The following is a 14,032-nucleotide window of genomic DNA, read 5'->3' on the forward strand; positions in this document are numbered from 1 at the left end:
ACGGCGCCGGAACACGGCGAGCGCGTCGATTACGGGCGCTCCATGTTGGGGACGATGCTGCCCTCCGTTACCGCGCGCACGGCAAGACGCATGATGTTGTCGTAGCCGGTCTTGCTCAGAATCTCCGAGATGCGACGCTTGATGGTACCCTCACTCATAAACAGCTCGGCCGCGATCTCGCGGCGGCTTTTGCCCTCGCAGGCAAGGCGCAAAATCGACAGCTCGACATCGTCGAGTGCCGCCGTACCCGAAAAAATGCTCTCGGGCGGCTTGGGAAACGTGCAGTAGCCCGCCAGCGTGGAGCGCATCACGGCGAACAGCTCGTCGATACCAACGTTCTTGTACACAAAGCTATCGACGCCCGCCTCGCGAGCCTGATCGACAAAGGTGATCTCGGGCATGCCTGTCATGATGATGACGCGGCACTCGGGCAGCTGCTCCTTGATGCGCGCCGCCGCCACGATGCCGTTTGAATCGTGTTCGGTGCACACGTCCATCAATATCATGTCCGGGCGCTCCTTGAGCGCGACACCCAAGGCCTCGGAGGCATCGGCGATCGCGGCGACGACGGTCATATCGGGCTGGTCGCCAATGGAGCGCGCCAGGCTTTCACGCAGAATGGCCTGATCTTCGACAATTAACACGCGGATCATGAACTTCTCCTTTGGACCGTGGCGTTGGGGCTCAGCGGGATGGACACCGCAAGCGTAAAGGGCTGGGCGGCGTGGACTTCCAGGCCGCCGCCCAAATCTTGCGCGACATGCCTCATACCTGGGATACCCGTTCCCTCGCGATACGATACGGGGGCCGGGGACCCGTCGTTAGAAATCGTCATGCGCGCGACGGCGCTAGCATTCGTCCCCTCCTGCCACAGGCGCACGTGGACCTGATGCGCCTGCGCATGCCTGGTAGCATTGGTCGAGGCCTCGCGGATAATCTGCAAAAATGCGGCGGCGACACGCGCGTCCTCAGGCAGCGCACCCTCAACATCGATCTGCACACTCACCAAGCCAAAGGCGTGGACGATATCGCTCAGCTGCTCTGCAGGCTCGCTGGCACCGCCACTTCGCAAATCGGCGGCTATTGAGCGCAGCAACGGGTCAATCTGCTCGAGCGACTCATCATCCAGACGTCCCTCCTCCAAATAGCGATGAAGAATGGACAGGCGCTGGCCGATCACATCGTGAACGCGGGCACGCATACGTAGGTAGGCCGCATTGTCGGCAACCTTTTTGGCTTCTTCAATCTGGGCCTGGAGCTCTTGGCCAGCACGCTCAAGCAGGTGGTTGGCTTGCGCCAGACGGTCGTAGGCGTGTGCGTATTCCGTCACGTCCAGGCCGACGACGCGCTCGAACGGACGGCTCGAGACCGTAACGGAGTCACGCACGAACAGACGAATCTCGGAAGGAGAGATCTCGACCACGGCGCGATCCCTACCAAAGCGATCAAGGTCGATATGGGCGCGATTAGCGCTGCTTTCGGGCATTTGCATGCTCAGTTTGCGCAGGTCGTTCCATGTGCTGCTCATGTCGCCCAGGTCGGTGGGCATATGGAGCTCTACGAGGTTTTTGCGCATGCAGCGGTTCATGAGCAGCGGACGGCCCCTCGGGTCTAGATACAGGATGCCCACGGGAATCACGTTGATGGTCTCGATCGTCGAGAACAAGGTGATATCCTCTTGGCGGTTACGGACGTCCATCAAGAGCGCCGCGATGGAACGGAACAGGAAGAACGCTCCCTCTGCGATAAGGACAACGGTCCACGCCGAGCCCATGGCAAAAACCACCGGTGGTGTAACGGCGACAACAAGCAGCAGCTCGACCAGCATGACGGGACGACGATAGTGCACCATAAGTACCACGCCATAGGCAAAGATTGCGGCATTGAGCCACAACGCTCCGCCCATTGCCCTGGCGCAAACGTCAAGCGGCGCCACCAGATACGAGCCAGACGACGTGAACAAGATGAGCGCCGAAATCATCAGGTGAAGCACAAGACTAGCCTCGTAGGCGCAAATCACCTTACGGTTATAGGACGAGCGGCGCGATGCGATGAGCGGGACGTGGATCGTCTGCAGACACGCAGCCAGGGCAAAGACAACATCGAGCGCAACGATTTGGGGAAGGATGAGCGAAATCTGCATCGTCACTCACCCGCCCTCGGCATCAAGACGATCATGCGCAGCTGACCGGACTCGCCCTCAAGGCGGTATGCCACGTTGCGCCCTTGCAAAGCGCTTTCGAGCTCTTGCGCAGCGGGCGTCTGCGAAAGATCTTCATCATCGTTGGAAAAAAGTGTGGCGCGCAGCTCGACGCTGCATCGGTCATGGTCGCCCAAGTGATACATAAGTGCCGGATGATCGGTGGTGTAGGCAAAAAACGCAAAGTCATACACGCAGTCGTACAGCGCGCTTACCGTACTGGCGTGCATCGGGCGCCGTATGGCAATAATCGAGGCGCAATCGACATCGATCGTGCGCAGGTCGCTTGCGAGCTCGTTGGCAATGAGCTGAATGCGGTCGCGGTCAAAACCGCTCTCCCCGTGCTGTGCCAACGTGAGCGACCCCTTCCGTTTGCAATAGGCAACGAGCATCTTGGCGCGCTGCAGCATGCGGTAACGCTCGCGCGAAGATTCCTCGTCAGTCAACGGCGGCAGCGAGCTCAACAAGTCGTACATCTCTTCGAGCGCGCGGGCAAGCGCCTGGTCCACGTCTTGGACTAGCAAGGTCTCGGCCTCTTGATCTGCCAAATGTGTCTTAAGGTCGTAGTCGGCGGCAAGCAGCTCGTTTTGGCGTTGCAGCTCCATGCGACGATGTGCCAGTTCGCGATTGAGCTCGTTGAGCTCCGATACGTCTTGGGCAAGCAGGGCCGATCCCCCCAGCAGCGGAAAAGCACGATACATCACATCGGGATCGGACGCCACGGTAAAGGCATGGGCGCGGCCGTGCTCCTGGGTCCGCAACCCCTCGCGCACGCCTACCGGCATTGGCTTTGACACCGGCGTGGCATAGACCTCCTGCAGGTCGCGCGTTAGAACTTTGAGGTCAAGCGGCAAGGTGTCGAAGATGCCGGCGATATCGTGGTACGACGGAATGACACCGCAATCGAGACAGATTTCCATCGCCACCACGCACAGGATGCAATAGACGAGCGAAAAGTTGAGCCTCCATGCCCAGGGCACGCGCAGAGCATATGAGATGCCAAAGAATGCGCCGCCCAGCAGCACGAGCGCCGCCGTGCCCGAGAAACGTTGGATGCGAAAGGACGAGGACCGACCAACCAGGATAAAAAAGGCCACGAAGTTAAAGGCCGTCCACACGAGGAAGGCGAAATAACCCCGGCCGTACGTGTAATCGTTGCTCCAGGTGTCGCTTGTACGGTCAAAGCGGAAGACCTGCTGGTGAAAATCGTTGGTGAGCACAAATCCGATAAGCAGGATGGCCACAATCCACAGCGCAGCACGGTAGCGGCGACCCAGGCGGCGTTGCTCCAGGCCCGCAAGGCGCAGGCCGCAGAGCTGGTAGAGCAGCGGAATGAGCGTCATGGGCACGTAGTACAGGTACCACAGCAAGGTGGCATAGAACGGCGTGTACGACTTGTACTTGAGAATGACCTCGATCATCCACAGGGCACAGATGGTGGCGATGGCAACAAGGCGGCGGCGCAACACATAGTCCAAACAACGCAGATAGACCAACACGCCCCAAATCGAAAATACAATTGCGGCGACAAGCAGCGGGAGAGGGCTCGAATGGGTGAGCCCATCCACGACCTCTTCGGACACCTCGCTATAGGCGGGCACGGCGTTAGAAAGTTTGGGGTCGAAGGCGAACAGCACCGGCAAGATCGCCAAAAGCATGAGGAACAGCGCGGTGATGGCGCCGGCGATAGCAAAGACGCGGTGACGGTACACCTGATGCGTTATGCCAACAAGGAATCGCGGCATGGCGAAGAGCCTGCCGCCCCTGGGATCCGCAACCGGAGCGGTCCGGGCGGCCGCGTGGCCGATATGTCGCTCGCGGGTACTCATAGTCCCTTTAGTGTACCGACAGGCGGGCCCAAAAAGCGGGCCGCATGTCCCAAAATCCGCAGACGGCAAGGCGCCCGGCGAGCAATAACTACTCGCCGGGCGCCTTGGTTAGAAGGCTATGAAGTTGAGTGTCTCAGCTTCCTTAGGACAGGTCCTCACCATTAGAAGCAATAACCTTCTTGTACCAGTCGAAGCTCTTCTTTTTGGAACGCTTGAGGGTACCGTTGCCGGCGTCGTCGCGGTCCACATAGATAAAGCCGTAGCGCTTGGACATCTCACCCGTGCCGGCAGACACCAGGTCGATCGGGCCCCAGGTGGTGTAGCCCAGCAGGTCAACGCCGTCCTCGGTCACCGCATCGCGCATCGCGGCGATATGCTGGCGCAGGTAGTCGATACGGTAGTCGTCGTTGATGGAGCCATCCTCCTCGACAACATCCTTGGCGCCCAGACCGTTCTCGACCACAAACAGCGGCTTCTGATAACGGTCGTACAGGTCGTTGAGGGTGATGCGGAAGCCCAGAGGATCGATGGCCCAGCCCCACTGGCTCTCCTGCAGGTAGGGGTTCTTGGCGCCGGCGAAGGCGTTACCCTGGGTGCGCTCGACATCGGGGTTATCGGCACCGGCAGAGCAGCGGGTGCTGTAATAGCTAAAGCTGATGAAGTCGACGGTGTTAGCGGCCAGGATCTCGCGGTCCTCGTCCGTCATGCCCACATCGATGCCTAGACGCTCGAGCTTCTTGACGGCATATGCCGGGTAGTAGCCGCGGCTCTGGACGTCGACGAAGAAGTAGTTGTCCTGGTTATCGAGCTGCGCCTGGCGCACGTCGCCCGGACGGCAGCTGTAGGGGTAGTAGCTACCCGCGGCGAGCATGCAGCCGATCTTGATCTCGGGGTCGATCTCGTGGGCGATCTTGGTTGCCCAAGCGCTGGCGACGAGCTCGTTGTGGGCGGCCAGGTACTCGACGGCCTCCTTGTTCTCGCCCTCCTCAAAGACCAGACCGGCACCCATAAACGGCAGGTGCAAGATCATATTGATCTCGTTGAAGGTGAGCCAGTACTTCACCAGCCCCTTGTAGCGGGTAAAGATCGTGGTCGCGAGGTTCTTGTAGAAGTCGATGAGCTTGCGGTTTCGCCAGCCGCCGTACTCCTTGATGAGGTGAATCGGGCAATCGAAGTGCGTGATGGTCACGAGCGGCTCGATGCCGTGCGCCTGACACTCGCGGAATACTTCCTCGTAGAAGGCCAGGCCAGCCTCGTTGGGCTCGGTCTCGTCGCCGTTGGGGAAGATGCGGGTCCAAGCCAGGCTCATACGGAAGGTCTTAAAGCCCATCTCGGCAAAGAGAGCGATGTCCTCTTTGTAGTGGTGATAGAAATCGATGCCGGTCTGCGCGGGATAGTAATAGCCGTCCTCGAAGTCGAGCATTTTACGCTGGCCGGAGACCACCGCATAGCGCTCGGGGCCGTGCGGAGCCACGTCCACGTTGGCCAGGCCGCGGCCGTCCACGTCGTAGGCACCCTCGCACTGGTTGGCAGCCGTTGCGCCGCCCCACAGGAAGTCATTACGGAAAGCCATGTATCAATCCTTTCGCACGCTGTTGTCATAGGCTCAGTATCCCTGCAAACAACGCGTCGCTCAACGGCGGTGGCACAGGCCGATACTTCTTTTCGCGTGCAGGCGCCCGGCAGCCACCCCGCCTGACACTTTTTGATACCCGCCTGCCCAATTCACCACCAAGGGGACAGGCGCCTTTGTGGCGGTTTGGGGCGATTTGTCTCGATCTGTAACAGGTAGGCCGCCAAAACCGGGCCAGGTGTTACAGATTGAGATTGTTCGGCCAGTCCCTTGCAGTTTGTCTAAATCTGTAACAGGTAGAGACGATTTAGCCCGCTAGATGTTACAGATCGAGACAGAAGATTCTAGTCGCAGGCGATGTCGAGGTTTTTGCCGATGAGACCTACTTAGCCGCCTTCGCTCAGCAACTCATTTGACTGAATAGGAAAAAAAGGAAAAAATAGGAAAAAAAGGAAAGGAGACTTATGACTGAAACCATCTTCTCCCCCTCATTTGGAAATCGCCCGTCCTATCTGGTGGGACGCGGGAGCGTGATTTCGACATTCATCTCCGGCCTTGAGCAGGAGCCGGGCAATCGAGACCGAGCCATGCTCATGCTCGGCCAGCGAGGCAGCGGCAAAACGGTTCTGTTGTGGGAACTTGCCGATCGCGCCCGCAAGCTCGGCTTTGTTGTCGCCACGCCCACCGTAGCCTCCGAGGATATGCTCGAGCGCATTGTTGAGAAAATCCAGGAAGCGGGCGAGCCTTACGCCAACAAGCATCGTCTCCCCAAACTTACAGGTGGCAGTTTGAGCGTCTTCGGTTTCTCAGCCGGCCTCGAGTTTACGCGCGACGTACAGGAAACTAAGAGTTTCCAGTTCAAACTCACGCAGTTGGCACGCAAGTTAACCGAGCAGGGACACGGCATCCTCATCCTCATCGACGAGCTCCAGGCAAATTCACCCGAGATCAGACAGCTCGTCACCGCCTATCAAGAGCTGGTCGGCGAGGGACTCAACGTCGCGCTCGTCATGGCGGGCCTCCCGGGAGCAGTCTCCGCGACACTCAACGACCGCGTACTGACATTTCTCAACCGCGCACGCAAAGTCACGCTCGAACCGCTTTCAGTCGGAGATGTCGATGCCTATTATCAGCGGGCTTTCGAAGAGCTCGACCTTGATATTCCAGGCGATCTTCGCCTCCGTGCCGCTCGTGCAACCCAAGGATCGCCCTATATGCTGCAGCTCATCGGCTACAACATCGCCAATCGCTGCCAGGCAGGAGAATACGTAACGCCAGAGCAAGTCGACGGAGCTATCGAAGCGTCAAAGGCCGATTTCGAAAACGATGTTTGTGAAACGACGCTCGCCGCGCTATCGGACCAAGACGTCGCGTTTCTCGACGCAATGACTGATGACAAAGACGGCGTGTCGCGCATCTCCAATGTGGCCGAGCGCATGTCAGTCACACCCGACTATGCCCAAAAGTATCGCCGACGCCTCATCGACGTCGGCGTTATCGAACAGGCACGCCGCGGTTACGTGCGTTTCGCTGTTCCATATATGGCTGACTATCTGCGCAGCCAGCTCTAGACAGCCACCACAATGGGGACAGGCACCTTTGTGGTGGGTTGGGCCCGCTTGTCTCGATCTGTAACAGTTAGGCCGTCAAAACCGGGCTTGGCGTTACAGATTGAGATTGTTCGGGCGGCCTCCGTGGTTCGTCTTGATCTGTAACAGATAGAGACGATTTAGCGCGCCAACTGTTACAGATTGAGACGGAAGACCCTAGTCCACGGTGATGTCGAGGTTCTTGCCGACGAGACCTACGTAGCCGCCCTCGGCAGCCTTGGGACTATCTGCGTGGCAGAGAACCCACTTGTCGGCCTTCCAGTAGCAGTAGCTATCACCGGCCGCGGGCATGTCGGCCGCAGCCTCGGGGCGCGGACCGTTGGTGCCGGCGGGCAGCGCAACCATCACCTGGAAGCCACCGTCGTCGACCATGCACGGCGTGTAGTGCAACGTGGTGGCGTAGACCTCGACGAGCGTGCCGGCGGGCGCGCGGAACGCCTTGACCTGCGCGGTGTCGAGCTTGCCGTCGACAATCTGCTCACGCTTGGCGAGCAGCAGAATAAAGTCGCGAGCACCCAGGTTGAACTCGCTCGCGCGGTGATACTCCAAGCAGTTGAGCTTCGTGTTGTGGCCGTTGCACCAGCCCAGCTGGAACGGACGGCCGCCATACATGAGCAGGCCGAGCGCATCGGCGCCCTCGACCTGCTCCAGCTCAGGCGCGGAGGCCACGTACTTGCTGCCCTCGGGGATGGGCGTTGCGGAGAGCGCCTCGACGAGCGGGGCGGTCAGGCTGGACGGGACGTCATCCCACACGCGGCCATAGGGTTTGAATTCGGGGTCGGTAACAGAGTAGATATGCATGTTCGCTCCTGTTCGTTTGTGTGATATTACGAACATTCTAGAACAATCACGCGCGGTTTAAACGTCCGCCATGTCCGCTCAACAAAAAGGCACCCCCGCATAAGCGAAGGCGCCCAGTGAACTCATTTTGAGCGACGAAACCTTTACGCCTGCTGATAGTGCAGGTGTGCCTCATCGATATCGATCAGATCGCGGTCGAGATAGCGACGCGCGAGCCAATTTGCCATAGGGAGATTCTGGTCCAGGTAGTTACCGCACTCTTCGGGAGCGGCACCGGGGACATCGCCCTCGAAGCCAGCAACAAACTCGAACAACTCGCGCACGAGCGGCAAGATCTCCTCACTCGTCACCTCGCCAAACACAACCAGGTAAAAGCCCGTGCGGCAGCCCATAGGGCCAAAGTAGACAATACGGCTCGACCACTCGGCATGGTTGCGAAGGAACGTCGCGCCCAGATGCTCGATGGTGTGGCACTCGGCCGTGTTCATAACCGGTTCTTTGTTGGGCGTGGTCAAGCGCAGGTCAAAGGTGGTGACGGCGGCACCGGTCGCCGGATCGCGGTCGACGCGGCTCACATACACGCCGGGCTCAAGCAGCAGATGGTCAACGGAAAAACTCGCGATGCGCTCCATGGCAGATCCTCTCGGTAGTCAATTTGGGACAGGGCTCTTTTAGCTGGTCGCAACAATCCCACCCATGATAGCAGTCAAAAAAGCCCCGTCCCAAATGACTACTTTGGGACGGGGCGCCGCGCAGCCGATAATATCGACCGTTCAGCATCTAGTTTTCTGACCCCTCACCTATTGATGCTGCGTCGTCCGCAATGCAGAGCGTGCGAGCAGCTCAACAGCCAAAAACCCGGCAGCGACTGGAATCGCCACCAGACCAATAGATGGCCTGCACTTACAGCACCTGCAAACAAGTTGCGACGGCACCGTAGATATTGGCGTCGTTACCCAGCTGCGCCGGGACCACGTGCGGACGAGGCATATCTTTCAGAAAACCAGTGTAGTGCGCCATGACGTCATCCATCTTACGGTCGAGCGCCTCGAACAGCGCGGGATGGCAGCTGATGCCACCACCAATCGCGAAGACTGCCGGGTCGATGACGCACTGCAGATTCACAAGCACACGATCAAACAGCTCAGCATAGGCATCCAATCCGCGCTGCACGGCGGCGACTTCGGACGCGCTCCCATGCTCCAGTAGCTCGAAGATCCGTCGGCCATCGAGGGCCTCCAGTTCAGCTTCATCCGAAATGCCAAGTTCGACTGCCACGAGATTCTGCAGGCCGTGCCATCCGCTCGAAGTCGCGAACGTATCACGATGATCAAGCGGTTCGCTTACGTTGTTGGACAGGAAGCTGAACTCGCCCGCGAAGCCGCCCGCACCTGTCAGCACCCGGCCGTCAACCACGATGCCTCCGCCGATGCCCGTACCGATTACCGCCACGCAACCCACGTCCACGCCGCGCAACGCGCCGGCAGCGTACTCGCCAAGCGCACAGCTTTTGCCGTCGTTGACAACGGTCACGGGCAGCCCCAGCCGTTCGCGCAGCGCTCGGCCAAGCGGAAACCCGTCCATGTACGGCAGCGCACCACCGCGATGGATCGTCCCGTCTGGATCGACCTCGTAACCGAAGATGCCACCTGGGGCCGAGATGCCCACGCCTACAACCTGTCCGCGATACGGCCCTACGAGTGCCGCGAGCGCGTCGACCAGCTGATCGGCCGAGACGAACGCCGTCGGAATCGAACCACGGTCACCAAACTCGTAGTTCTCATTCACAATCGCCCATTTGACGCTCGTTCCGCCGATATCAATTCCAAACAGCTGCCTCATGGCCGCTCCCCTCTCGCTCAATGCGTCTACATGCTCGCAGGCTCTTCCATAAAGGCCATGAGCCTGCGGTTGAGCAGACGACCCCAAAACGTGCAGATACCGCCCGCCAGGAGCGCGGCGGCTACGGTGCCGATACCGATGCCCACCGCAGCACCCGTACGCACAAGCCCGTAGACCAGTGAGATGCCCACACAGCTCCCGTCAAAGAAATACTTCGCCTTACCAAATTCACAGTGAAACACCTGGGAGAGCGTCTGCACCATGCCGTCGGGCGCAACGGGAACGAGCCGCGCGGAGACGATCGGCGTCACGCCGAGCGCTGTGAACGATACGGCGATGACCAGCATGACCAGGCCATCGATGAGTCCCGTTGCGGTAAATGGAAACAGCCAGATATCCAGCACGTCGATGAAAACGCTAAACAGCAGACTGACGGGTATCTGCAAGAGAATCTTGACATCCGGGTAGCGCACCAGGAGAAGCTGGGCAACCACGAATACGCAATACACGATAAACGATGCCGTACCGAGGCTCAAACCCTCGATGATATACATCAGGTACGGCACCGTACTCATGGGCGCTACACCAAGCCCCGTGCGTGCATTCATTACAACGCCGCAGCTCAGGAATAGAATCCCACATACGTAGACCATCATTCGACGCGTTGGACTCTACCGCATCACATCACTCTCTCGTTCGCATCTTCACCTATCGGCACGAATAGCGCTCCGTAACATCGCCCCAAGGCGTCACTCGTACGCAATCGTCGCCTCGACGGCATGGCGCCAGCCGGCGATCTTTCTGGCGCGTTCGTCAGCGGGCATCGACGGCTCCACGATGCCGCGCTCGCCGTAGACATCGACGACATCGCGCGTGTACATGCCCAGCGCGATGCCGCAGGCCCAGGCCGCACCCAGGCCGCTCATCTCGTCGTTGCTCGCGATGCGGATGGGCGAGCCAACCAAGTCACTCTCAAACTGCATCAGGTACGCGTCGCGCGTGGGACCGCCGTCAACACGAAGCTCGGCCAACGTTGCACCCGAATCCTCGACCATCGCATCGATCACGTCAAAGATCTGATAGGCGATCGACTCGTCGGCGGCCTTCACGAACTCCGCGCGACCCGTGGTGCGCGTCATGCCAAAGACGCAGCCCTCGGCGTCACTCGCCCAGTGCGGCGCGCCCAAACCGGTAAACGCCGGCACAAAGTAGACGCGGCTCGCCGGATTGGCGGCGTAGCACAGATCGGTAACTTCCTCGGGGTTATTGATGAGTTCCAGATCGTCGCGCAGCCACGTCTTGACGGCGCCGGCGTAGCTCACGTTGCCCTCGAGCACGTACTCGGTCACGCCGTCCATACGCCATGCGAGCGAGCTCGAAAGCCCGTGCGAGCTGGCAACGAACTCGTCGCCGACGTTCATCATGACCGAGCTGCCGGTGCCATAGGTCGCCTTGGCCATACCGCGGCTGTGGCAGCCCTGCGCAAACAAGGCCGCGTGGCTGTCGCCCAGCACGCCGTGAATGGGCACGGGTGCCGGCAAAAAGCCGCCCAGGTCCGTCATGCCGAACAGGCCATCGGAATCGGTCACCTGCGGCAGGCAGGCCACGTCGACGCCAAAGGCCTCGCACACCGGCTCGCTCCAGCAGCCACGGCGCAGGTCAAAGAGCTGCGTGCGGCTGGCGTTGGACCAGTCGCAGCGAAACTCCGCGCCGCCCGTGAGCGTCCAGACCACCCAGGCATCGATGGTGCCCAGACACAGCTCGCCTGCCGCGGCAGCCTCGGCAGCAGCGGGAACGTTCGCGATGATCCAAGCCATCTTGCCCGCCGGGTAGTAGGGCGAGAGCACCAGGCCCGTCGTGTCGCGCACCAGCTCGGCCACACCCTCGCGCGCGTCCAGCTTGTCGCACAGCTCGCGGGCGCGGGCGCACTGCCACACTACGGCGTCGCACAGCGGCTCGCCCGTCGCGCGGTTCCAGGCAACGGTGGTCTCGCGCTGGTTGGAGATGCCGATGCCGGCGATGTCGGCAGGGTCGACCCCGGTCTCTTCCACCACGGCACGCGCCACGGCCAACACGTTGGCGGCGATCTCGACCGGATCATGGCTCACCCAACCGGCCTCGTTGACAATCTGGCGATGCGAGCGATCGGCACGATGAATCAAATGGCCGCCCTCGTCCACCAGCAGTGCCTTGGTGCCCTGCGTGGATTGATCGATTCCGATGATGTATTTGCTCATGTACTCTCCCATTCCTTCCGCCAAATCAAAGACGACTGGCGGACAAGGAGCGAGCGGCCGTCAAGTGCCGCAGATTGCCGTGAAAGAGGAGCGCCGCGTACTTTGCGTACGCAAGCGACGGTTTGAACGGCAAGGTGCGGTGCTTGGCGGCCGCGCAGCGTCTGTATCTACTAGTTGCCGAGGAACTCGGCGACGGTCTGTGCAATTCCGGCACCCGTCAGGCCGTAGTGTGCGAAGACCTCGGGGCTCGTGCCGGTGATGACCGGTGCGTCGGGCAGGGAGAGGCACTTGACCGGACGCGGGCAATGCTCGCCCACCACCTGCGCGACCATAGAACCCAGGCCGCCGAAGGGGCTGTGCTCCTCGACCGTCACGACGGCGCGCGTGGCACCGGCAGCCTCAATCACGGCCTCGGCGTCAAGCGGCTTGACGCAATACATGTCGAGCACCGTTGCCGAGATGCCCTGCTCGGCCAGCAGGTCGGCAGCGTCCACGGCATGGCGGACCATCTCGCCGGTGGCGACGAGCGTCACATCGGTGCCGCGACGCACCCAGGTGGCGCGATCCATCTGGAACGGGCACTCGTCCTCTGTATACACGTCCTCGACCGGGTTGCGGCCCACGCGAATGTAGGCCGGCTTGTTGTCGGCGACCAGGGCCCGCACGAGCTCGGCGGTCTGGAAGCGGTCGCTCGGCAGATACACGCGCATGTTGGGAATCGCACTCATAGCGGCGATATCCTGCGCGGAGTGGTGGCTCATACCCAGGGCGCCGTAGGACACGCCGCCCGAGATGCCGATGAGCTTGACGTTGGTGTTGGAGTACGAGACATCAACCTTGCACTGCTCATACGAGCGCGTGGTCACAAAGGACGCCGGCGAGGCGGCCCAGGCCTTCTTTCCGCACGAAGCCATGCCGGCGGCGATGCTCACCAGGTCCTGCTCGGCAATGCCGACCTCGACGGACTGTTGGGGATACTGATCAAAGAACGGCGCGAGCGATGCGGAGCCGCGGGAGTCGGAGCATAGGACGACGATGTCCTTATCGGTCTTCGCGGCCTCGAGCAGCGTGTCGCAGATAACCTTGCGATTGGCGATCTTGTTAGCCATTGACGGCCTCCTTATGGGCAGCGAAATCGGCGATGATCTGGGCATATTCCTCATCGTTGGGCAGGTGATGGTGCCAGGCGGCCTTGTCCTCCATAACAGGCGAGCCATAGCCCTTCACCGTATTGAGGATGATGACCGTGGGCTTGCCGCAGGTCTCGGCCGCAAGCGTCAGCGCGGCGTCGATGGCCCGGACGTCGTTGCCCGGAATGGAGAGCACGTTCCAACCGAAGGCGGCCCAGCGCTCCTCCTGCGAGTCCTGCTTCATAACATCCTCGGTACTGCCGCTGATCTGCAGGCGGTTGCGGTCCACGAGTGCGCACAGGTTATCGAGCTGGTAGTTGCCGCCGCTCATGGCGCCCTCCCAGACCGATCCCTCGGCAAGTTCCCCGTCGCCCATGATGGTGTAGACGCGGTAGTCGCGGCCGTCCATCTTGCCGGCGAGCGCCATGCCCACGGCCACCGGCAGGCCGTGACCCAGCGAGCCCGAGTTCATCTCGATGCCCTTGAGCTTGTTGTTGGGGTGGCCGATGTAGGGGCTGCCGAACTTGGAGAAGCGGGCCTTGACGTCATCGAGGTCAAGATAGCCCTCGTGGCAGAGCACCGCGTAGTAGGCTTCCATGGCGTGGCCCTTGGAGAGCACGAAGCGGTCGCGGTTGGGATCGTCGACGGTCTCGGGTGAAATGTTGAGGTGGTTGGCATAGAGGGTCATGAGGGCGTCGATCACCGACATGTCACCGCCGATGTGGCCGCCAGCGCCAGCCATGATGATATCGACGCAATCGCGGCGAAGGTCCCAACGCAGGGACTCAAGCTCTTCGATAGTTGCCATTT

The 14,032-nt window shown here is 60.6% G+C and carries 12 protein-coding genes; 1 reads left to right on the forward strand and 11 read right to left on the reverse strand.

From position 1 onward, the window contains the following. Nucleotides 1-29: 29 nt before the first annotated feature. From ACTNA2_RS06615 to ACTNA2_RS06630, 4 genes are all read right to left on the reverse strand, one after another. Complete coding sequence (locus tag ACTNA2_RS06615; RefSeq protein WP_441048955.1) at nt 30-653, reverse strand: response regulator transcription factor; 624 nt, start codon at nt 651-653, stop codon at nt 30-32. Next, a complete protein-coding gene (locus tag ACTNA2_RS06620) occupies nt 650-2,149 on the reverse strand; it encodes a sensor histidine kinase (protein ID WP_441048956.1) in 1,500 nt (499 codons plus the stop codon). Before ACTNA2_RS06620 ends, ACTNA2_RS06615 begins: the two co-directional genes overlap by 4 nt. After that, complete coding sequence (locus ACTNA2_RS06625; RefSeq protein ID WP_441048957.1) at nt 2,146-3,945, reverse strand: histidine kinase N-terminal 7TM domain-containing protein; 1,800 nt, start codon at nt 3,943-3,945, stop codon at nt 2,146-2,148. The genes ACTNA2_RS06620 and ACTNA2_RS06625 overlap by 4 nt, the downstream gene beginning before the upstream one ends. Nucleotides 3,946-4,171: 226 nt before the next feature. After that, the gene (locus ACTNA2_RS06630; protein WP_441048958.1) at nt 4,172-5,602 is read right to left on the reverse strand and encodes a 6-phospho-beta-glucosidase; all 1,431 of its coding nucleotides are present in this window, start codon (nt 5,600-5,602) and stop codon (nt 4,172-4,174) included. 464 nt (nt 5,603-6,066) lie between these two features. Between ACTNA2_RS06630 and ACTNA2_RS06635 the strand changes: the two genes are divergently transcribed. After that, a complete protein-coding gene (locus tag ACTNA2_RS06635; RefSeq protein ID WP_441048959.1) occupies nt 6,067-7,173 on the forward strand; it encodes an ATP-binding protein in 1,107 nt (368 codons plus the stop codon). Between the two features lie 195 nt (nt 7,174-7,368). On the opposite strand, the gene ACTNA2_RS06640 is transcribed toward ACTNA2_RS06635, so the two are convergent. The 7 genes from ACTNA2_RS06640 to ACTNA2_RS06670 all read right to left on the reverse strand — a co-directional run bounded on the left by ACTNA2_RS06640 (nt 7,369) and on the right by ACTNA2_RS06670 (nt 14,030). Beyond that, nucleotides 7,369-8,013, reverse strand: coding sequence for a DUF4867 family protein (locus ACTNA2_RS06640; protein WP_346963377.1), 645 nt, complete (start codon nt 8,011-8,013; stop codon nt 7,369-7,371). 143 nt (nt 8,014-8,156) lie between these two features. Next, nucleotides 8,157-8,645 carry an S-ribosylhomocysteine lyase gene (locus tag ACTNA2_RS06645; protein WP_118652431.1) on the reverse strand — a complete coding sequence of 163 codons (489 nt, stop codon included), beginning with the start codon at nt 8,643-8,645 and terminating at the stop codon, nt 8,157-8,159. A 271-nt stretch (nt 8,646-8,916) separates the two neighbouring features. Then, on the reverse strand, nt 8,917-9,855 hold the full coding sequence (locus ACTNA2_RS06650) for an ROK family protein (protein ID WP_294121694.1): 939 nt from the start codon (nt 9,853-9,855) through the stop codon (nt 8,917-8,919). A 26-nt stretch (nt 9,856-9,881) separates the two neighbouring features. After that, entirely contained in the window at nt 9,882-10,511 is a 630-nt protein-coding gene (locus tag ACTNA2_RS06655) for a YitT family protein (RefSeq protein WP_368162060.1), read from the reverse strand. A 93-nt stretch (nt 10,512-10,604) separates the two neighbouring features. Then, nucleotides 10,605-12,092, reverse strand: a complete 1,488-nt coding sequence (locus ACTNA2_RS06660) for an FGGY family carbohydrate kinase (protein ID WP_441048960.1) — start codon at nt 12,090-12,092, stop codon at nt 10,605-10,607. A gap of 170 nt (nt 12,093-12,262) precedes the next feature. Beyond that, complete coding sequence (locus ACTNA2_RS06665; RefSeq protein WP_441048961.1) at nt 12,263-13,201, reverse strand: transketolase family protein; 939 nt, start codon at nt 13,199-13,201, stop codon at nt 12,263-12,265. Next, nucleotides 13,194-14,030, reverse strand: coding sequence for a transketolase (locus ACTNA2_RS06670; protein WP_427718096.1), 837 nt, complete (start codon nt 14,028-14,030; stop codon nt 13,194-13,196). The genes ACTNA2_RS06665 and ACTNA2_RS06670 overlap by 8 nt, the downstream gene beginning before the upstream one ends. Nucleotides 14,031-14,032 lie beyond the last annotated feature (2 nt).

It is taken from the genome of Collinsella sp. HCP28S3_E9 (genome assembly GCF_052065455.1).
Lineage (GTDB): Bacteria > Actinomycetota > Coriobacteriia > Coriobacteriales > Coriobacteriaceae > Collinsella.

Coding starts and splice junctions, on each gene's coding strand:
- ACTNA2_RS06635 (WP_441048959.1), top strand. CDS start 6,067: ATGACTGAAACCATCTTCTCCCCCTCATTTGGAAATCGCCCGTCCTAT.
- ACTNA2_RS06625 (WP_441048957.1), bottom strand. CDS start 3,945: ATGCCGCGATTCCTTGTTGGCATAACGCATCAGGTGTACCGTCACCGC.
- ACTNA2_RS06640 (WP_346963377.1), bottom strand. CDS start 8,013: ATGCATATCTACTCTGTTACCGACCCCGAATTCAAACCCTATGGCCGC.
- ACTNA2_RS06655 (WP_368162060.1), bottom strand. CDS start 10,511: ATGATGGTCTACGTATGTGGGATTCTATTCCTGAGCTGCGGCGTTGTA.
- ACTNA2_RS06645 (WP_118652431.1), bottom strand. CDS start 8,645: ATGGAGCGCATCGCGAGTTTTTCCGTTGACCATCTGCTGCTTGAGCCC.
- ACTNA2_RS06665 (WP_441048961.1), bottom strand. CDS start 13,201: ATGGCTAACAAGATCGCCAATCGCAAGGTTATCTGCGACACGCTGCTC.
- ACTNA2_RS06650 (WP_294121694.1), bottom strand. CDS start 9,855: ATGAGGCAGCTGTTTGGAATTGATATCGGCGGAACGAGCGTCAAATGG.
- ACTNA2_RS06615 (WP_441048955.1), bottom strand. CDS start 653: ATGATCCGCGTGTTAATTGTCGAAGATCAGGCCATTCTGCGTGAAAGC.
- ACTNA2_RS06630 (WP_441048958.1), bottom strand. CDS start 5,602: ATGGCTTTCCGTAATGACTTCCTGTGGGGCGGCGCAACGGCTGCCAAC.
- ACTNA2_RS06670 (WP_427718096.1), bottom strand. CDS start 14,030: ATGGCAACTATCGAAGAGCTTGAGTCCCTGCGTTGGGACCTTCGCCGC.
- ACTNA2_RS06660 (WP_441048960.1), bottom strand. CDS start 12,092: ATGAGCAAATACATCATCGGAATCGATCAATCCACGCAGGGCACCAAG.